Genomic DNA, 20,884 nt, shown 5'->3' on the forward strand with positions numbered 1-20,884 from the left:
GCCGTTTCGGTCGGCAGCGAGGTGGCCGGTCGCGACCCTTCTGCCTATAATCCGATCGTCAAGCTCGCGGAGGGGAACCATGAGAACGGTCGGTCTTGTTGCGAGCGTCCTGATTCTCGGCGCCATGGCCTTCTGCGGAGCGGCCAGCGCGGACTGGATCGTCCTCAAGACAGGGGTCCGGCTGGAGACGAAGGGGCCTTGGACCCTGCGCGGCAAGATGGTGCAGTTCACCTCCCGCCAGGGTCGCCTCCAGGCCCTCCCGCTCGACGAGGTCGATCTGGCGGCGAGTCAGAACGCCACCGGGCCGGACCCGAACCGCCCGGCGCGCGAGGCGGTCGGCGAAGGGGACCAGGTGCTCATCGGCGTCGAGAAGCCGATGGTCACACCGACGCCGCTGCCCGGCGGCTACCAGCTCCGCAAGTTCATCCTCGATCCGAACGCGCCGCGCGTCTCCGGGACGATCTCGTTCGGCAAGTCGACGCTCGCGACGATCTACGAGAAGTTCCCGCGACTCCGCTACTACCGCGACGACCTCGTCCGCCGGCTCGAGCCCGGCGTCGTGGAGGCCTTCGAGCAGCGTTTCGAGAACGGCTACTACGACCTCTCCGTCTGCTACTCGGACGATCCGAGCCAGACCAGCCCGGCCCGGGTCGAGTACTGCCTCGCCCAGCTTCTGGCGCTCGGCTTCGAGGCGCTCAAGGCGAATCCGACCCCGACGCCGACCTCGACGCCTCCACCGACGATGGTCAAGGGCAAGAAGTCGCCGAGCGCCGGCGGCGGTTCCTGACGACGCGGGCCGGGCCGCTCGCCCGGCGATTTCGTCGGCGCGGAGAGCCGCGCCCAGGGCATGCGCTGCGGGCGCGGACGAGGCTCCTCTAGCGCGTCGTCGACTTTCGAGCCGGAGACGGCTCGCTACGGTTGGCGAGCTCGTCGAGCAGCCGACCGAGGTCGCGCTCGGCATCGCGCCGGAGGCGGACGCGCTCGCGCGGGGGAAGGAAGAGTGCGTCGAACCCTTGGAGGGCGACGGTCGCGAGCTCGGCGGGCGTGAATCCGAGGTCGCGGGCAAGTCGCAGGTACTCGCCCGGCAGGTCGATGCCGAAGATCCCCGGGTCGTCGGTGGAAAGGGCAATCGTCGCGCCGGCGCGGAACCAGGTGCGGACCGGGTGGTCGGCGATCCGGGCGACCACGCCGGTCCGCAGGTTCGAGGTGAGGTTGACCTCGAGCGGGATCCGCCGCCGGATGACCTCGGCGAGCTGATCGGGACGCTCGCCGAGCAGCGTGGCGTGACCGAGACGCTCGACCCCCAAAGCAAGAGCGGTCGCGAGGTCGTTGCTGCCGGGCGCCTCTCCGGCGTGGGCGGTCAGGTGCAGCCCCCCTTCCCGGGCGCGGCGGAAGAGCTCGGCGTAGGTGGCGAGCGGCTCGGCGGCCTCGTTGCCGGCGAGGTCGACGGCGACCACGCCCCGTCGGCGCGCGGCGATCGCCAGCTCGAGCATCTTGCGGTTCGTCGCGAGGTCGACGAAGCCGGGCGGTCGCAGCAGGCAGACGATCACTCCGCTGCCGACCGCATGAAGGCGCCTGCCTTCGGCGAGTCCCGCGAGCACGGCGTCGAGCGCGTCTTCCTGCGAGAAGCCCGGAGCGGCGTTGAGGGCGGGGGCGAAGCGCACCTCGACATAGCGCGTCCCGTCGCGCGCCGCCTGGGCGACGAGCTCGCGTGCGGCGAGATGCAGCGCCTCGCGGCGCCGCAGAAGCGGGTAGAGCGTCTTGAAGACCTCGAGCACCGCGGCGAGGTTCTCGCGCGGCTCGTCGACCACGGTGCGCCGGCGGATCTCGTCGAGCGACAGACCGGCGAGCGGCGAGTCCCCCTGCATCCGGGCGAGGGCCTGGACCGTTTCGGAGGAGAGCGCTCCGTCGAGATGAAGATGCGTCTCGACCTTCGGCATCTCGCGCACCAGGCGCTCCACCCGGGCGGGGGTCCACTCGATCGAAGAGAAGCGAGCCGCGAGCGCGGTGTGCAGCGCCGGAGCCGGCGCTGCCGACAAGACGGCGAGCGTCAGCGAAGCCCCGAGAAGACAAGGCATCGCCGCATGCTAGCAGCGTTGCCCGAGCGCCACGGACGGCGACGGCTCGGGCAGCGGGCGGCTTTCCTGTAGTGTCTGCCGCGCATCCGAGGACGTGCGACAGCGTCGGTCGGTGGCGCCGCGGAATCGCAGCAGCCGCCGACCCGGGAGGAGTGTGGAGAATGGGCCAAGGCGAAGACGAAGCGGCACGAGCGAAGACCAACGCGGCGCCGGGAGCGGCCGTGCCGGTCAGCGAGCCGGCGGCGGCTGGCGCGACCTCCGGGCTCCGCGAGGCCGAGACGATCGAGCCGATGCTCGACGAGGGGGAGCGCCGGCTGAGCGCCGCGCTGCCGCGGGGCGAAGGGCGGTGCCTCGGTCCGTACCGGCTGCTGCAACTCCTCGGCGAGGGCGGCTTCGGGTCGGTCTTCCTCGCCGAGCAGTCCGAGCCGGTCCGGCGGCACGTGGCGGTGAAGGTGATCAAGCCGGGCATGGACAGCCGGCAGGTGATCGCCCGCTTCGACCAGGAGCGACAGGCGCTGGCGCTGATGGACCATCCCGGCATCGCCAAGGTCCTGGATGCCGGGGCCACCGACACCGGCCGGCCGTACTTCGTGATGGAGCTGGTCCAGGGCGAGCCGATCACCGACTTCTGCGACCGCCACCAGCTGTCGATCCGCGCGCGCCTGGAGCTCTTCGAGCAGGTTTGCGCCGCCGTGCAGCACGCGCACACCAAGGGGATCATCCACCGCGACATCAAGCCGTCGAACGTGCTGGTCTCTGCCCAGGACGGACCGCCGCGGGCGCGCGTCATCGACTTCGGGATCGCCAAGGCGACCTCCGGGCATCTGACCGAACAGACGCTGTTTACCGCGCACCGCCAGATGATCGGGACGCCGGAATACATGAGCCCCGAGCAGGCCGAGGGCTCGATCGACATCGACACGCGGACCGACGTCTACTCGCTCGGGGTCCTGCTCTACGAGCTGCTCTCCGGGAGCACGCCGTTCGACTCGCGCAGCCTCCGCTCGGCCGCCTTCGGCGAGGTCCTGCGCATCATCCGCGAGGTCGATCCGCCGAGCCCCAGCTCGAGGCTGGGTCAGTCCGCCCAGACGCTCGTCTCCGCCGCGTCGCGCCGCCACACCGAGCCGCGAAAGCTCTCCTCGGCGCTGCGCGGCGAGCTCGACTGGATCGTCATGAAGGCGATCGAGAAGGACCGGCAGCGGCGCTACGAGACGGCGAGCGGACTGGCGATGGACATCCGGCGCTATCTCGCCGGCGAACCGGTGACCGCCGCGCCGCCGAGCGCGGCCTACCGGGTGAAGAAGTTCGTCCGGCGTCATCGGGTCTCGGTGGCGGCGGCGGGCCTGGTGGCGGCGGCGATGCTGGCCGCGGTGGTCGGAATCTCCTGGCAGGCGGCGGTGGCACGCACCCAGCGCGACAAGGCGGAGCGCATCGCCGAGTTCATGGCCGAGATGCTGCGCGGCGTCGAGCCGAGCATCGCCCGGGGGCGCGACACGAAGATGCTGGCGGAGATGATGGCGACCGCCGCCGCCCGGATCGAGAAGGGCGAGCTGGCGCGCGCTCCGGAGGCCGAGCTCTACCTGCGCGGGACGATCGGCAGCGCCTTCCGCGAGCTGGCGCTCTACGACGAGGCGGCGAAGATGCTCACCCCTGCCGTGCCGCTCGCCCGCCGTCTGGGGTCGGGGGATCGACCGGAGACCGCGGAAGCACTGAGCGACCTCGGCCAGTTGCTCCACGATCAGGGCGATCTGGATGGTGCCGAGCCGCTCTCCCGCGAGGCGCTCGCCATGGACCAGCGCCTCCGTCCGGGGGACGACCCGAGGGTGGCGACCGGCCTGAACAACCTCTCGCAGCTGCTCGACGACCGGGGCGATGTCGCGGCGGCAGAACCGCTCGCCCGTCAGGCGCTCGAGATGCGTCGGCGTCTCTTCCCGGGCGACCACGAGGATGTCGCCGAGAGCCTCAACAACTTGGCCAGCCTGCTCGACGGGCGCAACGGCCCTGGGGACCCGGCGGCGGCCGAGGCCCTCTTCGGCGAAGCGCTGGCGATGAACCGCCGCCTGTTCCCGGGCGACCACCCGCGGGTGGCGGGGGGCCTGAACAACCTGTCGGCGATGTTCTGGCGCCGCGGCGACCTGGCACGGGCCGAGCCGCTGGCACGCGAGACGCTCGAGATGCGTCGGCGTCTCTTCCCGGGCGACCACCCGTACGTTGCCACCGCGCTCAACAACCTTGCGCTGCTGCTCGGGGATCGCGGCGACCTGGCCTCGGCCGAAGCGCTCTTTCGCGAGTCGATCGCCATGCGAAAACGCCTCTATCCGGCGGGTCACTCGAGCATCGCGACCGACCTCAACAATCTTGCCGGCCTCTATCGGGACCATGGGGAGATGGCCCAAGCCGAGCCGCTCTATCGCGAGGCCGCGGAGCTCTACGAGCGCACCCAGGGGAAGGCCTACTGGCCGACCGGGAACGCTCGGATGGGGCTCGGTCGCGCCCTTGTCGCCCAGCGGCGCTATGCCGCCGCCGAGCCCGAGCTGCTCGCCGCCGAACAGTCGTTCGCCTCCGCCCAGGGGACGCCAGCCGGACGCCATCGGCTCTGCATCGAAGCGCTGGTGGCGCTCTACGAAGCGTGGGAGGGCGCCGCACCCGGGCGTGGGCATGGCCAGGAGGCCGTCCGGTGGCGAGCGCGACTGGCGGTTTTCGAGGCTGCGGCGCTGCCCAAGCCGGCGACGTGAGCCCGATCGGCTGCGCCGCCGGGTCGGCCGGGCGCGTCAGTTGCCGGGATTCGGCGGCGAAGCGAGCGCGGGGAGGGCGAAGAGCTCGGCGTCGACCTCGGGTCGATAGGAGGCCCGGGCGCGCGGTGTCGGGAGAAAGCGCAGCGACACCGGGTGCGGCAGCGGTTCGCCGCGCAGTAGCCGGTCGAGGTCACGGTCGCGCCGCGCCGCCGGGTCGATCAGGAAGGCGCTCTCGGCCATCGACGGCACGATCCGCACCACCGTCGTCGCGCCATCGTCGGTGCGCAGCTCGGCGGCGAGCTCTCGGGCGCCGAGCAGAGCGCCGACCAGTCGTCCGTAGAGCGTCGGGCGAAGGTGCAGCCGGAGGGCTTTGGGCCCGTCGCCGAAGCCGCTGAGCGATAGCGTCTCGGAGAGCCGGAAGCTGCCGCGCCAGAGCACGCGGCCGAGCCGCGGCGGCGAGGTGCCGCCGACGGTCGACGGGGAGGTGCGGCGCATCAGCAGATAGCCCTTCTCTTCGCCGACCGCTCGATAGCGCGCGAGCAGCTCGAGCAGGGCGGGTCCATCTTCGAGCGCGGGCAGGCGTCCGTCGATCGACGACCAGCGGACCAGCAACCAGTCCGGGGCGTGCGGACCGGCGAGGAAGGCGCGGTTGAGCTCGGCGAGCTGCGGGGTGAAGGCCGCGTAGCTCTGGAAGACCGGGCGGGGCCGCCAGGCGAGGTCGTTGAGGAAGAGCACGCCTTGTTTCACCGTGAAGAGGTCCACGGGGTCCCTGCCGATCGCCGCGGCGAGCTGCGGTAGCCGAAGCGCGCTCCGCATCGCCGCTTCGCGCTCGAGCAGATGCTCGAGATGCCGGAATGGGCGCACGACCCCGGTCACGTTGTCGAGCAGCACGTCACCGCGATCGGACATCTTCGTCGCGATCGGCGGACCGACCCGGGCCAGCAGGACGAGACTCAACGCAGCGGCGGCGAGGAGGAGGCCGAAGGCACCGCGCCGGCGCTCCGCGGCCGGGGGCGCGAGTGCCGGCAAGGCGAGGGCCAGCGCCGCGGTGAGCGAGAAGAACGGCGCCATGTGCTCGACGTCCTGTCGGACGAAGGCGTGGCGGAAGGCGAGGCCGAGCACCAGGGCAAGGGCGACGAAAGCCAGCGGCGCGGAGCCGGGGCGCCGCTCGGCGAGGCCGAGCCGGGACGCGGCGATGAGCAGCAAGCCGACGAGAAGCAGCCCGAAGCGCCACTCGGCCTGGGCCGAGGTCAGCGACATCGCCCCAGCGTAGCCCGAGGTGAGCTGCGCAGCGCCGGCGAAGAACGGTCGGAGACCGTCGAGTGGCTGGCCGGCCAGCATCCAGGGCGCGACGAAGGTGGCGATGCCCGCTGCCGCGACGGCAACGGCGGTCCGAGAGCCGTGGCGCGAACCGGCCCGCGCGAGCACCGGAAGGAGGAGCGCGACCGCGGACCAGAGCCCCGCGAGGTTGAGCGCCCCGATGACTCCGGCGAGCAGGGCACAGCCGAAGGCTCCTCGTCGCATCGGCCCGTCGTCGCGCAAGGTGAAGAGGACGGCGAGCAGCAGCGGGAAGAGAAAGCGGTCGGGTGGCCCGGCGAGCAGCAGCCCGACGAGCGCGACACGCCAGGCGAGGTGGGGCAAGCCGGCGAGCACGCGCGCCGTCAGGAGCGTCGCGAGCACCGCCCAGCCGATGCCCCAGAGCAGGCGCGGCCAGTAGAGCGCGCGGTCGAAGCTCGCCGTGGCGAGGAAGGCGAGCGGTCCCCCAGTGAAGACGAGCTCGTCGCCGAGTCGAAGGTCGTGGAGGAAGGTCTGTCCCAGCGCGCGGCGCCACGAGGGGTCGAGCTCGTCGCCGGCGATCTCGCGCGGCAGGTCGAGCCAGGCCGCGAAGGGGAGCGCGAGAAGGAGCATCGCGCCGGCGAGACGAAGCCGGCTGGTGAGCGCACCGCGAGGGCGGCGAGCCGCCGCGGCACCCCCCGCCGAGTCGGTCGCAGGGCGTCGCGGCAGGAGCAGGGCCTGCAGTCCCCAGGCGAACCAGAAGAGGTACTCCGGCAGCCAGCGCAACAGCTTGAACTTGCTCGCCCCGCCACGGCGGTCGAGCCAGGTGGCGGGCACCTCGGCGACCCGTTCGCCGGCCAGGTGAGCCTTGACCGTGAGCTCGAGGGCGAGACTGAACCCGGCGCGGCTCTCGATCGGCGTGCGCTCGAGGAACGCTCGCGAGTAGGCCTTGAAGCTGTTGGTCGGGTCGCTCGTCGGGAGGTCCGAGAGCCAGTGGAGCAGGTGGCCCGCGCTGCGGCTCAGCAGGCCCTTGAGCCAGGGCCCACCGATCTGTCGTCCTCCGGGGGCGTAGCGGCTGGCGCAGGCCACCGCCGCGCCCTGCTCGACGAGCTCGACCATCCGCCCGACTTTCGGCAGGTCGTCGGAGAGATCCGCCATCATCACGACGACGACCGGCGCACGCGCCGCCTTCATCCCCGCCTCGATCGCCTCCTTCGGGCCGGGCCTGCCGGCATTGTGGATGCGCCGGATCGTCGGCGGGATCTCGTCGAGCGGCAGCGCGGCGAGCGCCGTCAGCGTCGAATCCCCCTCGTCGTCGTAAGCGAGAAGGACCTCGTAGCCGGGGGGCAGGGTGGTGTGGATCGCCCGCAGGAACGGGCCGATCGTCTCGGCCTCGTCGCGCACCGGCACGACGACCGAATAGCGCAGCGGCATCGCTTCGCCGGTCAAGCGGGCGCCGTCAGGTCGCCCGGGCATCGGCCCCAGGTGACGACGAAGGTGCCGAACCAGCGTCCGAGGCCCGCGGCCTCGAACCCGCGATCGACGAGGTTGAAGATCGCGAGCCCGCGCTGGAAGCCGCGAGGGGCGACGGCGCGATAGGCGATGCCGGACTGGCCGCGCTGGCCGATGCGCACGAAACCGGCGGCGGCGAAGGCCGACCGCAGGACGGACGGGGCGAGCGGTCGCTCGTCGGGGCTGACGCCGTTGGCCACGTAGAACGGGCTCCGCGGGTGGCGGAAGAGCGCCATCGCTGGGTGCAACAGGTTGGGGTCGAAGGCGAAGACGAGCCCGCCCGGTCGCAGGGCGCGTCGCGCCTCGGCGAGGGCGGCGTCGAGGTCCGGGAGATGGTGCAGGACGCTCGAGAAGGCAACGACCGCCGCCGTGCCGTCGGCCAGGGGCAGTCGCAGCGCGTCGGCGCGGAGCCAACGCTCCCTAAGCCCAGGGTGCTGCCGGGCCCGATCGAGCGCGACGAGCGAGAGGTCGATCCCGAGGTAACGCCCACCGACGGACGAATAGACCCCCCGTGACGCACCGGAGCCGCAACCGACGTCGACGACCCACCCCTGGTCCGGAGGCGATGCGGCGAGGAAGCGCCGCCCGAGCACCGCCCATCCCTCCGGGAGGAACGGATCGAAACCCTCGGGCGACGCGGCGAGCGCGTCGAAGGTGGCGATCTCGCGCGCTCGCGCGGCAGCGGAGCGCTCGCCCGCGCTCCGAGTGTCGCCTGCGCCGCGCACCGGCCAGCTCAGATTCGGCCCAGCCGGATCTCTTCGGCGACCCAGGGGATCACCTCGTCGAGCATCTCGGAGAGCGTCGTCGTCGCTTCGAAGCCAAGGAGGCGCCGGGCCTTGTCGACGTCCGGAATGCGGGTCTCGACGTCGTAGGGATACGGCGGATCGTGCTCCAGACGCAGCGGTCGGGACTCGCCGTGCACCTTCGTCCAGACGGCCTGCGCGAGCTCGGCGACCGTCGTGGCGGTCGGCGTCGAGAGGTTGAAGTCCTGGTTCTCCGCCGCGTCGGAGAAGATCGCGGCGACGATGCCGCGCGCGAGGTCGCCGCCGTAGGTGTAGCAGCGCACCTGTTCGCCGCTGCCGAGGATCCGCAGCGGGTCCTGTCCCTTGAGCACCTTCTGCGCCAGGTCCGGGACCACGTGGCTCATCGCGAGGCGAATGTTGCCGCTCGGCACTTCGCGGTCGACAAGTGCACGCCGTTCGCCGACGCCGACACAGTTGAAGGGCCGGCAGATGGTGTAGGGCAGCCCGTGCTGCTCGAAAGCCCCCTGGGCGAAATACTCGCAGGCGAGCTTCTGGAAGCCGTAGGTGCTGCGCGGTGGCGCGCATTCGCGCTGGTGACCCTCCGGGGTCGGGAAGACGGTGGCGTTCTCGTAGACCATCGAGCTCGAGAGCACGGTGATCTTGCGCAGGCGGCCGCGTTTCCGGGCGGCGATCGCCGCGTCGAAGCTCGCCGCGACGATCCGCTCGTTTTCCGCCAGGAGGTCGTAGGCGAGCTCGTGGAAATAGCTGATGCCGCCGATCATCGCCGCGGCGGCGACGAAATGGTCGGCATCGGCGACGAGCTCGGTGAGCGCTGAGCTGTCCTTGGCGTCGCCGCGCACGAAGCGGAACGCCGGGTGACCGGCGTAGCTGCGCTCGACCTCGCCGTACTTCGAGAAGTTGTCGAGGCCGACCACCTCGTGACCGGCGGCCAGCAGCTCGCCGACGAGATAGCCGCCGATGAATCCGGCCGAGCCGGTGACCAGCACCTTCATCGCGGCGCTCCTTCCGGGGGGGCCGGCTCTACCCTGTCGCCGGCGAGACAGTTCCAGACGTCGACCACCAGACGTCCGGCGGGTACGGCGAGGCCGCGGTATTCACGGTGCGGCGTGGCGACGAAGAGCACCTCGGCGCGCGCCAGCACCTCGGCGAGCGGCACGAGCATGGTGTCGCGCACGTGCGGATCGCAGCACAGGACCTCGCCGGCTTCGAGCTGCAGGAGCTTGCGCAGCTTGTAGGAGAGCGAGTCACGCGGGTCGTCCGAACCCGCCTTGAACGCCATGCCGAGGATGCCCACCGTGCGGCCGCGCAGCGTCGTGCGCTCGCGCGCCAGGGCGATCAGGTGATTGGGCAGCCCCTCGTTGACCACCATGGCCGCGTGCCCGAGCATGAAGCCGTTGTGGCTGAAGGCGGCGAGCTGCATGGTGTCCTTGAACAGGCAGGGACCGGCGGCGAGCCCCGGCCCCGGCATCCCGTCCATCCGCGGATAGTGGTGGCGGCAACCGTGGAGGATCCGCGTGAAGTCGAGACCGTGCTCGGTGGCGATCATGTAGAATTGATTGACCGCGGCAAATTGCAGGTAGCGCCAGGCGTTGGTCATCAGCTTGCAGAGCTCCGCTTCCATCGGTGCGAGCTCGATGAGCTCGGGGGTGAAGCGGGCGAAGAGCGCGCTGACGTCGCGGAGCGTCCGCTGGTCGAATGCCGAGACGAGCTGGGGCAGGCTGCGGAACTCTTCGAGGCTCTGCCCCTGGGCCACGCGCTCGGGGCAGAAGGCGACATCGATGGCCAGACCGCGGCGGCGGAAGTGCTCGCGGATCTGCTCGGAGAGACCGGGAAAGACGGTCGAGCGGAGCACGAAGACCTGTCCGTCGCGCAGGTGCTCGCCGCAGCCGTCGATGGCGCGGTGGATCGCCGAGAAGCGCGGGTTGAGGTGCTCGTCGACCGGCGTGCCGACCGTACAGACCACGAAACGGCAGCTCGCCAGAACCTCCGGGGCGCTCGACAGCGTCAGCCGACCGCTCGCCAGCGCAGCGGCAAGCGCTTCGGGGCCGCCGGATTCGAGGAAGGGGAAGCGTCCGGAGCGGATCACCTCGATCGCCCGCTCGTCGAGGTCGTAGATCGCCGTCGACAGGCCGCAAGCGACGAACGTCAGGGCGAGGGGGAGCCCGATGTGCCCGGCACCGCCGAGCACCGCGACGTCGCGGGTGAAGGGGGGCGAAGGCTCGCCTGCTGGCCGCGCGCCCTCCGGCGGGAGCCTCATCGCCGCCCCCGGTCAAGTGGTGTCAAGGAGGCCTTGGGACTTGGAGCGTCAGGCAGCGCGGACTGTCTCATCGTTTGCTCGTGGAGCTCGCGATCGAAGTCTAGCAGCAGCATCGCGGCAATGCCTCGGCGCGAACGATCCCTTGGGCGCGCTAACGTACGCCGAGCAGCTCGACCTCGAAGACCAGCGTGGCGCGGGGCGGAATCGCGCCCGGATAACCGCGGTCGCCGTAGGCGAGATCCGACGGGATCGTCAGCTTGCGCTTGCCGCCGACCTTCATGCCAGCGACGCCCTGGTCCCAGCCCTTGATCACCTGTCCGGCGCCGAGGGCGAACTCGAAGGGAGCGCCGCCGACGCTCGAGTCGAACTGCCGGCCGTCGGTGAGCCAGCCGGTGTAGTGCACGCGAACCGCGCGTCCCTTCGTCGCCTCGGGGCCGGAGCCCACGAGGAGCTCCTCGATCTGCAGTCCGGCGGGCGATCCTGGCGTCGTCATCGTCGTCTCCTGGCGAGGGCCGGCTTCAGCGCCGGACGCCGGGAGTCTAACCGTCCTCGCCTGGTCACGGCTCGGCCAGGCAGTCGCAGCTCGCGCGGTCGCCAGACAGCGCGAGCAGGAGCGAACCGAGTCGCTCCCGCTCAGCGAGCGCGCGAGTGGCGCGGAGTCTGCGAGACGACCAGCTCGACGCTCTCGTCGTCGACCGCCAGGTCGACGGAGAGCTCCTCGCCCCGCAGCCTCCGGGCGGACCCCGGGGCCGGCGACTCGCCGCCGATCAGGCAGCGCGCGACACCCCACGGGACCTCGAGCCGCACCTCGCGTCCGTCCTCGTCGCGCGTCAGGATGCGGAAGGCGTCGTGCTCGCGGCGGAAGGAGACGGGTCGATCCTCCTCGTCGTGGAAGCTCGCGGCACCGTTCTCCCCTTCCCGGACGACCTCCAGCCAGGCGTCGCGCCCTGCCGGCGAGAGCTTCGGATCACACGAGAGGTCGGCGCTGACGCCGTCGACGAACGACGAGAGCGTGTCCCCGGAGACGGAGAACGAGAGCCGGACACCGGCGTCGGCTCGGCCCGGGGCGACGCCTCCGGCGAGCAGGGTGACCACGGCGAACGAGAGCAGCGAGCGGTGAGAAGGGCGCATGGGAACCTCCGGCGTCGTCTGACTTCGACCTACGCCGGGATCCGCACGCGGTTTCACCCGTCCGCGACGTTTCTGTTCGAGCTCAGCGCCGTGCCGCGAGCTGGCGCATCGCCTCGCCGAGCCGCCGGACCCCCTCGACGATCCGCTCGACCGGCATGTTCGAGAAATTGAGCCGGGCGGTGTTCTCGCGCGAGCCGTTGGGGAAGAAGCCGCCGCCCGGGACGAAGGCGACGCCGCGCTCGAGGCAGAGCGGCAGAAGGGCGCGGGCGTCGAGGCCGGCGGGCAGCTCGAGCCAGATGAAGAGCCCGCCGCTCGGCCGGGTGAAGCGGACGCCCGCCGGCAGCTCGCGCTCGAGCGCGGCGATCATCGCGTCGCGCCGCTCGCGGTAGAGCGCCCGCGTCCGGCGGATGTTGGCGTCGAGCGTGCCGCCGGCAAGATAGGCGTCGAGCAGCAGTTGGGTGAACGTCGAGGTGTGGAGGTCCGAGCTCCCCTTGAGGATGGTGAGCTTGCCGTAGAGCGGTCCGTGGACGGCGATCCAGCCGACCCGCAGCCCCGGGGCGACGGTCTTCGAGAAGGTCCCGAGGCAGATCACCTGCCCCTGGCGATCGAGGCTGGCGAGGGAGGGGAGCGGTTCGCCGTCGTAGCAGATCTCGCCGTACGGGTTGTCCTCGATCACCGTCACCGCGTGCCGGGCGACGACCTCCATGAAGCGGCGGCGCCGTTCGAGCGTCCAGGTGCGCCCCGACGGATTCTGCGAATTGGGAATCACATAGACGAGCTTGGCGCGCGGCGCGGCGGCGAGTGCCGCTTCGAGCGCCTCGGGGTCCATCCCGTCGTCGTCGGTCGCCACTTCGACCCACCGTGGGTGGAAGACGTCGAACGCCTGGATCGCCGCAAGGTAGGTGGGACTCTCGCAGAGCACCACGTCGCCTTCGTCGAGAAACAGCTTGGCGGCGAGGTCGAGCGCCTGCTGCGAGCCGGTGGTGACGAGGATCTCGGCGGCGGAGAAGGCGGTACCGTAGATCGCGTTCATCCGCGCGGCGATCTTCTCGCGCAGCGGCAGATGCCCCTCGCTCGTGGCGTACTGCAGGGCGATCTCGCCGCTCTCGTCGAAGATCCGCGCGGCAGCGGCGGCGAGCTCGCGGACGGGGAAGATCTCCGGTGCGGGCAGCCCGCCGGCGAGCGAGATCATGTCGGGGCGCTGGGTGACCTTGAGCATCTCGCGGATGTCGGAGGCCCGCAGCCATTCCATGCGTCGTGCCAGATTCGCGTGCATCGCTGCTCCTTGCTCGCGCGCCGCCCGGGGCGCCGCGCGTCGGTCGTCGGACTGCGGGAACACGGGCGCCTCAGACGATGGGTCGCGTTCCGGCACCCGCTCCGTCCCGCGGATTCCGGGCGGTGGAGAGGGCGAGCGCCGAGGCGACCGCTCGCAAGAGGCGCTTGCCGCCCTCGCGGAGCTCCGCGGGAGCGAGCGCGGTGAAATTCAGCCGGAGGTGCTCGACGGTCGTCGCCTGGGCGCCGCAGGCCGAGCCCGGCAGGTAGCAGACCCCCTGGCGCGCCGCTTCGGCGGACAGATGCGAGGCGGCGAGCGCCGAAGGCAGATCGCACCAGACGTAGAAGCCGCCACGTGGCCGCGCCCAGCTCAGGCCGAGGGCCGCTCCGGGCGCGAGTGCCTCGAGCATCGTGTCGCGCCGGCGGGCGTACTGCGGGCGGACGCGCGCGAGGTGGCGGTCGAGCCGCCCCTCGCGCAGGAAGCGATCGACGATCCACTGGCCGGGGGTGCTCGAATGGAGGTCGGCCGACTGCTTGGCGAGTGCCAGGCGACGGATCACCTCCTCGGGTGCGGCGATCCAGCCGACGCGCAGGCCGGGGAAGAGCACCTTCGAGGTCGACGAGACGAAGATCGTCCCCCCACGGCGGCCGAGCGGATCGAGCGCGGCAAGCGGTGCCGGCGGCTCGGCGTCGTAGGCCAGGTCGCGGTAGGGATCGTCCTCGACCACGGCGACCTGATACCGGCGGGCCAGCTCGAGCAGTGCCAGCCGTCGCGAGGTCGAAAGCACCGCGCCGGACGGATTCTGGAAGGTCGGCAGCGTGTAGATCAGCTTCGGCCGGTGTCGCGCCAGCAGCGCCTCGAGCAGGTCGATGCGCATTCCGTCGCCGTCGACCGGGACGCTCACCAGATGCGCCTCGGCGCGGCGGAAGACCTCGAGAGCGCCGAGGTAGGTCGGCTGCTCGACGATCACGACGTCACCCGGATCGAGAAAGACGCGAGCGATGAGGTCGAGCCCCTGTTGCGAGCCGGAGGTCACCAGGATCTCGGCCGGTGTCACCTGAATTCCCCAGGAGGCGCAACGAGCGGCGAGCGATTCGCGCAGCGGGGCGATCCCCTCGGTCGGGCTGTGCAGCAGCGTTTCGGTGCCGCGTTCGACGAGCAGACGCTCCTGGACCTCGCGCAGCTCGGCGAGCGGCATCAGCTCGGCGGGAGGCAGGCCGACGGCGAGCGAGATCACGTCGCGCCGTTCGGCGAGCTCGAGCAGGTCGCGGAGCACGGGGTCTTCGCGCGAGGCGACACCGCGCCGGACGAGCTCGCGCCAGGCGAGTGCCGGCTCGCGCCGCGACTCGGCCGCTGCGGCGAGAGTCGGCCGGGCGAGGACCGCGGTGCCGCGGCCGACGTGCGCGCCGACCAGTCCGTCGGCCTTCAGGGCGCCGTAGGCGGCGAGGACGGTGCTGCGATTCACCCCGAGCCGCTCGGCGAGCCGGCGCTCCGGCGGCAGGAGCGTGCCCGGAGGCAGGGCTCCGGAGAGGATCTGCTCGCGATATCGGCGTCGGATCTGTTGGTAGACCGGCACCTCGCTCGCGCGGTCGATGGCCAGGGTCGTCCCGGCGTCGCCCGGCAGGGCATCCTCCAATGAGAGATCCAATGCGGGGTGTTTGGTCATTCCGAGGTCGATTCTAGCGAGATTGGCCGAGATGAAAACCATCCAATGACCATTCGATTGCCCAGCCAAAGCGCTCGGGGTGGAGCGTGGGGGGCCTCGACGCAGCGCGCCCTCGCGGACCGCGCGAAGCGTTGCCGGCGCGGAGGTTAGACTCCGTCGTCGTGAGTCGACCGGCGCCGTGGCGGGCGCTTTCCGAGCGTCTGCGGGCGAGCGCTCCCTACCGTGAGCTGCGCGAGCGGCTGGGTGAGGTGTCCCGACTACCGCTCCCGGCGGCCGCCTGGGTGCTCGACCTGCTCGCCGAGGACCTTGCGGCACCGCTCCTGGTGCTCGTCCCGCACGAGACCGACGCGCTGGCGATGGCCGAGGCGGCGCGACTCGTCGGCGGCGAGGAGTCGGCGCTCTACTTCCCCTCGCCCTCTCTCTCTCCCTACCACGAGGGGGAGCTCTCGCTCGCCGTGCGGGCGCAGGAGGCGGTCGCTCTGGCGCGGCTCGCCGACGGCGAAGCGCGTCTGTTGCTCGCCACCCCCCGCTCGCTCTTCCGCCGGCTCCCGTCGCGGGCGGCGTTCCTCGCGGCGGCACGCGACGTGGCGCGCGGCGCCATCGTCGAGGTCGACGAGCTCGTGGCGCACCTGCTCGATCACGGCTATCGCCGCCTCGATCTGGTGGCCGAAGTCGGCGAGGTCGCCGTGCGTGGCGGGGTCGTCGACGTCTTTCCGCCGGGCGAGGCCGGTCCGATCCGGCTCGACCTCTTCGGCGACGAAGTGGAGTCGGTGCGCCGCTTCGACCCAGTCACCCAACGCTCCGCCGAGGAGCTGGGTGGGGCGCGCCTCCTGCCTCTGGCGCTCTTCCCGGAAGGGGCCGCCGAGGCGACACGCCTTGCCGAGGTGCTCGGCGCGTTGCTTGCCGAGGCGCCCGGACGGGAGACCGCCGAGCACCTGGCGGCGCTGCGCGAACGGGGGCGCTTCCCTGGTTGGGAGAGCTGTCTGTCGCTGCTCGCCGAAAGCACCGTCGGGCTCGCCGAGTGGCTGCCGCCGGGGGGGATGCTGGTCGCGGTCGATGCTCCGACGCTCGGCGCCGAGGCCCGGCATCACGCGGCGCGGCTCGACTCCGAGCACGCAGCGCGGCGCGAGCACCAGCGGTTCGCACCCTCTCCGGAGTTGCTCGAGCGTCCGGCTGCCGACGTCCTGGCGGAGATCGACGGCTGCGTCGTGCGCATCGGCTCGCTGCTCGGCGAGCCCGGCGCGGCGATCGATTTTCCAGGGAGCGACCACCGACCTCTTCCACGGGCAGCTGCCACGCTTCCCGCGCGAGGTGGAGACGGCGCGTTCGCGCGGCGAGCGTCTGCTGCTGGTGGCCGGCAGCGAGCGCTTCGCCGCCCTGACCGACCTTCTCGCCGGGCGCGATCTCGAGGTCGGCCCGCGCGGGGTCGAGCTCGTCGACGGCGAGCTGGCGCGCGGTTTCCGCCTGCCGGCAGCTGGCGTCGTCGTCTTCGGCGAGACGCAACTGCTCGCTCGCGCGACCGCGCCGTCGCGACGCCCTCGTGGCCGCTTCGGCCCGTTCCTCTCCGGATTGCGCGACCTGAAGATCGGCGACTACGTCGTCCACGGCGACCACGGCATCGGCCAGTTCGTCTCGCTGCGCACGATGGAGGGCGGCGGCGGCGAAGCGGTCGCTCTGCCGGCGACGCTGCGCAGCGGCGCCAAGTCGGGGGTCGGCGAGACCGAAGTGATGGAGATCGCCTACGCCGGCGGCAAGCGGCTGCTCGTGCCGCTCTCGCGGCTCGACCTGGTGCAGAAGTACAGCGGCATCGAGGGTCTCTCGCCGCGCCTCGACCAGCTCGGCGGCACCTCGTGGAACAAGACCAAGGCGCGGGTCAAGAAGAGCCTGCGCGACATGGCCGACGAGCTGCTCAAGCTCTACGCCGAGCGACAGCTCGCCCAGGCCCCGGCGCTCGCCGGCGGCAGCGACTTCGAGCGCCAGTTCGCCGCCGCCTTCCCCTACGACGAGACGCCGGACCAGCTCGAGGCGATCGAGACCATCCTCGCCGACCTCGGTGGCGAGCGTCCGATGGACCGGCTGCTCTGCGGCGACGTGGGGTTCGGCAAGACGGAAGTGGCGATGCGGGCGGCGTTCCGCGCCGTCGACGCCGGACGGCAGGTGGCCGTGCTGGCACCGACCACGATCCTCGCCGACCAGCATCTCGAGCGGTTCCGCGAACGCTTCGAGGGCTTCCCGGTGGCGATCGAGATGATCTCGCGCTTCCGCTCGCCCGCCGAGGTGCGCGAAGTCCGCGCCCGGCTCGCCGCCGGCAAGGTCGACATCCTCATCGGCACCCACCGACTGTTGTCGCGCGACATCGAGATCCCCCGGCTGGCGCTGGTGATCGTCGACGAGGAGCAGCGCTTCGGCGTGGCGCAGAAGGAGCGGCTCAAGCTGCTCAAGAAGAACGTCCACGTGCTGGCGATGACCGCGACGCCGCTGCCGCGCACCCTGCAGCTTTCGCTCGCCGGCGTGCGCGACCTTTCGGTCATCGAGACGCCGCCGAAAGACCGCATGTCGGTCGAGACGGCGGTCCTGCCGTTCTCCGACGAGGTGGTGCGCGAGGCGATCGAGTTCGAGCGCGAGCGCGGCGGCCAGGTCTTCTACGTCTACAACCGGGTCGAGTCGATCGACGCGATGGCCGCCAAGCTGCGCGAGCTCATCCCCGACCTGCGGGTCACCGTCGGGCACGGCCAGTTGCCGGAGGACGAGCTCTACCGGCGGATGCACGCCTTCACGCGCGGCGAGCACGACCTGTTGCTCGCCACGACGATCATCGAGAACGGCATCGACATCCCCAGCGTCAACACCATGCTGGTGCACCGGGCCGACCGCTTCGGCCTCGCCCAGCTCTACCAGCTGCGCGGTCGCGTCGGCCGCTCGAGCCAGCTCGCCTACTGCTATCTGCTGGTCGAGTCCGAGCGCGTGCTCTCGGTCGACGCGCGCAAGCGGCTCGAAGCGCTGCGCGAGTTCACCGAGCTCGGCGCCGGCTTCCGCATCGCCGCGCGCGACCTCGAGATCCGCGGTGCCGGCAACCTGCTGGGGGCCGAGCAGAGCGGCCACATCGCCGAGCTGGGGATCGAGACCTACCTCAAGATGCTCGAGGACACCGTTCGCGAGCTCAAGGGCGAGGCGGTCGAGGAGGCCCCCTCGGTGGCGCTCGACCTGCCGGTGCCGATGGCCATCCCGCGCGACTACATCGGCGACGCCAACCTGCGCATGGAGATCTACCGCAAGCTCGCCGCCGCCGAAGCGCCCGAAGACGAGGTGCTCGAGGAGCTCGCCGATCGCTTCGGGGCGCCGCCGCCGGAGGTGCGGGCCCTGCTCGCCGTGGCCGGCCTCAAGCGTCTCGCCGAGCGGCTGCACGTGCAGACGATCTCGGCCGCCGAGGGCAGGCTCACCTTCCGCATGCGGCGCGACGCCAAGATCGACGTCGAGCGTCTCGTGCGGCTCGTCGCCGAGCGGCCCGGGGCGAGCTTCAGTCCGACCGGCGTGCTGAGCGTCGAGTCGCGGGGAGAGGCGCTGGTGCCACTCGCCCGCGCGACCCTGGAGGCGCTCGCATGAGGCCGAACGTCGTCGTTCCACGCCGGCGGTTCCGCTGGCACGCTGCACCGCTCGCGGTGCTGCTGCTCTCAGGAAGCGTCGGCGGTTGCGGCCCGGCCCCCGACCTTCCCGGCCCCGACATCGTCGCCCGGCTGGGTGACGAGCAGCTCCCCCTGCCGCGCTTCGAGGCCTATCTGAAGCGCAATGCGGGATCGGAGGCCGAGGCGCTGCCGAGCGCCGCGCTCTCGGGGCTTTTCGACCAGTTCGTGCGCGAGGAGCTGCTGTTGCGCCTGGCGCGCGACCGGGGCGTCGCCCGCGAGGGTGACGATCGGCGCCGGGCGCTCGACGCGCTGCTCGCCGCGGGCGGCGCGCTCGCTCCGGGGCGAGCCGAGGTCGAGTCCTACTATCGAGCCCACCTCGACGAGTTCCGTCTGCCGGAGCGAGTGCGCCTGCGGCAACTGCTCGCCAACGACCGCCGCGTCGCCGAGCGAGCGCGCCGCGAGCTCGTCGCCGGCGCGGACTTCGAGACCGTGATCGCGCGCGCCGCGGCCGCGGGCGGCGGCCTGCAGGGTGGCCCGCAGGGGGACCTCGCGCGGGACGAGCTGCCGCAGGCGTTCGCCGAGCTGATCTTCCGACTGGCGCCGGGCGAGACCAGCGCGGTGGTCGAGGCCGAGTACGGCTTCCACGTCTTCCGAGTCGAGGAGCGTCTGCCGGCGCGGACCGCGACCCTCGACGAGGCCGCTCCGGCGATCGAGCGCGATCTGGCCGGGAAGGCGGCCGACCGGCGGCTCGCCGCCCTCGAGGAGGAGGCGCGGCGGGCCTACCCGCCGACGGTGTACGATCGCAACCTGCCGTTCGAGTATCGCGGCACACTCCCCGTCTCGAGGCCCTATGAGAAGCGCTAGCGCATCCCTGCTCTCCCTCGTCGCCCTGCTCACGCTCGCTCCCCCGGCTCGTTCGGAGGACCTCAACCGGATCGTGCTGCGGGTCAACGAGCAGATCGCCACGCTGCGGGAGTACGAGGAGCGGCGCGAGGAGCGCCTGCAGATGATCGGCAGCGCCCCGGACCTCAACGAGGACGAGCGCCGGCGGATGACCGCCGAGGTCGGCAAGGCGACGATGAAGGAGATCTTCGACGAGCTGCTCGTCCTCTCGCGGGCGCAGCAGATCCGGGTCATCGTCACCCGCGAGCAGGTCGACCGGGCGGTCGAGAGCTCGCGCAAGCGCTTCGGCATCCCGACCCAGGAGGAGTTCGAGGCGGCGCTCGTCCAGTCCGGCATGACCCTCGACATGTACCGCAAGCGCCTCGAGAAGCAGCTTCAGACCCAGGAGGTCCTGGGGCGAGAGGTCCAGCCCCGGGTCAAGGTCGACGACGAGGTCGTCCTGCGCTACTACCGCGAGCACCCCACCGAGTTCGTGGTGCCCGAGAAGATCCAGGTGCGCGAGTTCGTCGTCACCGAAACCGGGCGGGCCGACCCGGCGTCCCGCGCGGCGCTGGCCGCCGAGTTGCGGGCGCGCGTGGCCGGCGGGACGCCGATGGCCGACGTCGTCGCGGCCCACCCGACGGCCGGCGAGGTCTCGGCGCTCGTCGACCTCGGCTGGGTCCAGAAGGGCGAGCTCTCCCCGGCGCTCGAGCGGGCCGTCTGGGGGCTCGCCGCCGGCGAGGTGAGCGAGCCGGTCGAAGGGCGAGGCGGACTCCACGTCCTCCAGGTCGCGGCGCGCGAGCCGGAGCATCGCCGGGCCTTCGGCGAGGTCCGCAGCGAGATCGAACAGAAGGAGTCGGACCGCATCTACCTGCGTGAGAGTCGCCGCTACCTCGGCGAGCTCGCGGCCCGGGCGTTCGTCTTCGAGAGCCTCCCGGCCGATGCGGTCGGCTACCGCACGCTCGAGCCGCCTGCCGAGCGCGACCTGCTCGACCTGCCGGCCCCGACCGAGGCCCCGGCCGCCCCGCCAGCCCCGGCGACTGCCGCCGAGCCGCCGTCCGCGCCGACCCCGGCGCCGCCCCCCTCGACTCGCTGATTTCCGCCGCAGTTGCGACCCCCGCGCGGTGCGCTTCGCACGGCCCGCGCGGGGTGTTGCGTGCCGGTGGAAATAAATGGACAAAAGTGGACGAGGGCACTACACTCGCTTTCCAAACTCCAGGCGGAGTGGGGCCACTGAATGTTTCGAGGAAGCGCGGTCGCAACGATCGATGAGAAGGGCCGTCTCAAGGTCCCGACCGATTTCCGTCGTCTGCTCGAGGAGCGCTGGGGCGCCGAGGTCTTCGTGACCTCGGTTCAGGGAGACTCGGCGCTGATCTACCCGATGCCGGTCTGGGAGGAGATCGAGGGCCGGCTGGCGGGGATGGCGACGACCGACCGGATCAAGGAGCGCTTCCTCGAGCGGGTCAACTACTACGGTCAGCAGATGCGCCTCGACAACCAGGGGCGGCTGGTCGTGCCCTCGATCCTGCGCCAGAGCGCGGGAGTGGCTGGCGAGGTGGTGGTGAGTGGTCGGTTGGACCACCTGGTGGTCTGGAACCGCGAGCGGTTCGAGAAGCGCCTCGACGACCGGCCGTTCACCGACGACGACTTCCAGGCGCTCGCTGAGCGCGGCATCTGACGGCGGCGAG

Annotated in this window: 15 protein-coding genes and 1 pseudogene; 7 read left to right on the forward strand and 9 right to left on the reverse strand. The window is 71.7% G+C overall.

The window, feature by feature from the left end; all coding sequences use genetic code 11:
* The first annotated feature begins 79 nt into the window (after nucleotides 1-79).
* Nucleotides 80-787: a hypothetical protein gene (locus IPJ17_05660; GenBank protein ID QQR75068.1), complete on the forward strand. Its 708-nt coding sequence runs from the start codon at nucleotides 80-82 to the stop codon at nucleotides 785-787.
* Nucleotides 788-875: 88 nt separating this feature from the next.
* On the opposite strand, the gene add is transcribed toward IPJ17_05660, so the two are convergent.
* A complete protein-coding gene (add, locus tag IPJ17_05665) occupies nucleotides 876-2,078 on the reverse strand; it encodes an adenosine deaminase (protein QQR75069.1) in 1,203 nt (400 codons plus the stop codon).
* Nucleotides 2,079-2,239: 161 nt separating this feature from the next.
* Between add and IPJ17_05670 the strand changes: the two genes are divergently transcribed.
* Nucleotides 2,240-4,813 (forward strand): serine/threonine protein kinase, encoded by a 2,574-nt coding sequence (locus IPJ17_05670; protein QQR75070.1) that lies wholly within the window; start codon nucleotides 2,240-2,242, stop codon nucleotides 4,811-4,813.
* Nucleotides 4,814-4,849: 36 nt separating this feature from the next.
* On the opposite strand, the gene IPJ17_05675 is transcribed toward IPJ17_05670, so the two are convergent.
* The 8 genes from IPJ17_05675 to IPJ17_05710 all read right to left on the reverse strand — a co-directional run bounded on the left by IPJ17_05675 (nucleotide 4,850) and on the right by IPJ17_05710 (nucleotide 14,691).
* On the reverse strand, nucleotides 4,850-7,522 hold the full coding sequence (locus IPJ17_05675) for a glycosyltransferase (GenBank protein QQR75071.1): 2,673 nt from the start codon (nucleotides 7,520-7,522) through the stop codon (nucleotides 4,850-4,852).
* An 11-nt stretch (nucleotides 7,523-7,533) separates the two neighbouring features.
* Nucleotides 7,534-8,325, reverse strand: a complete 792-nt coding sequence (locus tag IPJ17_05680; GenBank protein QQR75072.1) for a methyltransferase domain-containing protein — start codon at nucleotides 8,323-8,325, stop codon at nucleotides 7,534-7,536.
* Between the two features lie 8 nt (nucleotides 8,326-8,333).
* A complete protein-coding gene (locus IPJ17_05685) occupies nucleotides 8,334-9,356 on the reverse strand; it encodes an NAD-dependent epimerase/dehydratase family protein (GenBank protein QQR75073.1) in 1,023 nt (340 codons plus the stop codon).
* On the reverse strand, nucleotides 9,353-10,621 hold the full coding sequence (locus IPJ17_05690; GenBank protein ID QQR75074.1) for a nucleotide sugar dehydrogenase: 1,269 nt from the start codon (nucleotides 10,619-10,621) through the stop codon (nucleotides 9,353-9,355). The genes IPJ17_05685 and IPJ17_05690 overlap by 4 nt, the downstream gene beginning before the upstream one ends.
* Nucleotides 10,622-10,772: 151 nt before the next feature.
* Nucleotides 10,773-11,114: an FKBP-type peptidyl-prolyl cis-trans isomerase gene (locus IPJ17_05695; protein ID QQR75075.1), complete on the reverse strand. Its 342-nt coding sequence runs from the start codon at nucleotides 11,112-11,114 to the stop codon at nucleotides 10,773-10,775.
* 140 nt (nucleotides 11,115-11,254) lie between these two features.
* Entirely contained in the window at nucleotides 11,255-11,752 is a 498-nt protein-coding gene (locus tag IPJ17_05700) for a hypothetical protein (protein QQR75076.1), read from the reverse strand.
* Between the two features lie 82 nt (nucleotides 11,753-11,834).
* A complete protein-coding gene (locus IPJ17_05705; protein ID QQR75077.1) occupies nucleotides 11,835-13,028 on the reverse strand; it encodes a PLP-dependent aminotransferase family protein in 1,194 nt (397 codons plus the stop codon).
* A 70-nt stretch (nucleotides 13,029-13,098) separates the two neighbouring features.
* Nucleotides 13,099-14,691: a PLP-dependent aminotransferase family protein gene (locus IPJ17_05710; GenBank protein ID QQR75078.1), complete on the reverse strand. Its 1,593-nt coding sequence runs from the start codon at nucleotides 14,689-14,691 to the stop codon at nucleotides 13,099-13,101.
* Between the two features lie 356 nt (nucleotides 14,692-15,047).
* Here IPJ17_05710 and IPJ17_05715 point away from each other — a divergent pair.
* From IPJ17_05715 to IPJ17_05735, 5 genes and pseudogenes are all read left to right on the forward strand, one after another.
* Nucleotides 15,048-15,539 (forward strand): annotated as a pseudogene (locus IPJ17_05715) (transcription-repair coupling factor).
* Nucleotides 15,540-15,747: 208 nt separating this feature from the next.
* The gene (gene mfd, locus IPJ17_05720; GenBank protein QQR75079.1) at nucleotides 15,748-18,294 is read left to right on the forward strand and encodes a transcription-repair coupling factor; all 2,547 of its coding nucleotides are present in this window, start codon (nucleotides 15,748-15,750) and stop codon (nucleotides 18,292-18,294) included.
* Entirely contained in the window at nucleotides 18,291-19,178 is an 888-nt protein-coding gene (locus IPJ17_05725) for a peptidyl-prolyl cis-trans isomerase (GenBank protein ID QQR76099.1), read from the forward strand. The genes mfd and IPJ17_05725 overlap by 4 nt, the downstream gene beginning before the upstream one ends.
* Nucleotides 19,165-20,292 (forward strand): peptidyl-prolyl cis-trans isomerase, encoded by a 1,128-nt coding sequence (locus IPJ17_05730; protein QQR75080.1) that lies wholly within the window; start codon nucleotides 19,165-19,167, stop codon nucleotides 20,290-20,292. The genes IPJ17_05725 and IPJ17_05730 overlap by 14 nt, the downstream gene beginning before the upstream one ends.
* A gap of 141 nt (nucleotides 20,293-20,433) precedes the next feature.
* On the forward strand, nucleotides 20,434-20,874 hold the full coding sequence (locus tag IPJ17_05735) for a division/cell wall cluster transcriptional repressor MraZ (protein ID QQR75081.1): 441 nt from the start codon (nucleotides 20,434-20,436) through the stop codon (nucleotides 20,872-20,874).
* Nucleotides 20,875-20,884 lie beyond the last annotated feature (10 nt).

It is taken from the genome of Holophagales bacterium (genome assembly GCA_016699405.1).
In the GTDB taxonomy this organism is placed as follows: domain Bacteria; phylum Acidobacteriota; class Thermoanaerobaculia; order Multivoradales; family JAGPDF01; genus JAAYLR01.

Excerpts from the sequence above, each read along its gene's own strand:
- IPJ17_05660 (QQR75068.1), top strand. The coding sequence starts at position 80 with ATGAGAACGGTCGGTCTTGTTGCGAGCGTCCTGATTCTCGGCGCCATG.
- add (QQR75069.1), bottom strand. The coding sequence starts at position 2,078 with ATGCCTTGTCTTCTCGGGGCTTCGCTGACGCTCGCCGTCTTGTCGGCA.
- IPJ17_05670 (QQR75070.1), top strand. The coding sequence starts at position 2,240 with ATGGGCCAAGGCGAAGACGAAGCGGCACGAGCGAAGACCAACGCGGCG.
- IPJ17_05675 (QQR75071.1), bottom strand. The coding sequence starts at position 7,522 with ATGCCGCTGCGCTATTCGGTCGTCGTGCCGGTGCGCGACGAGGCCGAG.
- IPJ17_05685 (QQR75073.1), bottom strand. The coding sequence starts at position 9,356 with ATGAAGGTGCTGGTCACCGGCTCGGCCGGATTCATCGGCGGCTATCTC.
- IPJ17_05690 (QQR75074.1), bottom strand. The coding sequence starts at position 10,621 with ATGAGGCTCCCGCCGGAGGGCGCGCGGCCAGCAGGCGAGCCTTCGCCC.
- IPJ17_05695 (QQR75075.1), bottom strand. The coding sequence starts at position 11,114 with ATGACGACGCCAGGATCGCCCGCCGGACTGCAGATCGAGGAGCTCCTC.
- IPJ17_05700 (QQR75076.1), bottom strand. The coding sequence starts at position 11,752 with ATGCGCCCTTCTCACCGCTCGCTGCTCTCGTTCGCCGTGGTCACCCTG.
- IPJ17_05705 (QQR75077.1), bottom strand. The coding sequence starts at position 13,028 with ATGCACGCGAATCTGGCACGACGCATGGAATGGCTGCGGGCCTCCGAC.
- IPJ17_05710 (QQR75078.1), bottom strand. The coding sequence starts at position 14,691 with ATGACCAAACACCCCGCATTGGATCTCTCATTGGAGGATGCCCTGCCG.
- mfd (QQR75079.1), top strand. The coding sequence starts at position 15,748 with ATGCTCCGACGCTCGGCGCCGAGGCCCGGCATCACGCGGCGCGGCTCG.
- IPJ17_05725 (QQR76099.1), top strand. The coding sequence starts at position 18,291 with ATGAGGCCGAACGTCGTCGTTCCACGCCGGCGGTTCCGCTGGCACGCT.
- IPJ17_05730 (QQR75080.1), top strand. The coding sequence starts at position 19,165 with ATGAGAAGCGCTAGCGCATCCCTGCTCTCCCTCGTCGCCCTGCTCACG.
- IPJ17_05735 (QQR75081.1), top strand. The coding sequence starts at position 20,434 with ATGTTTCGAGGAAGCGCGGTCGCAACGATCGATGAGAAGGGCCGTCTC.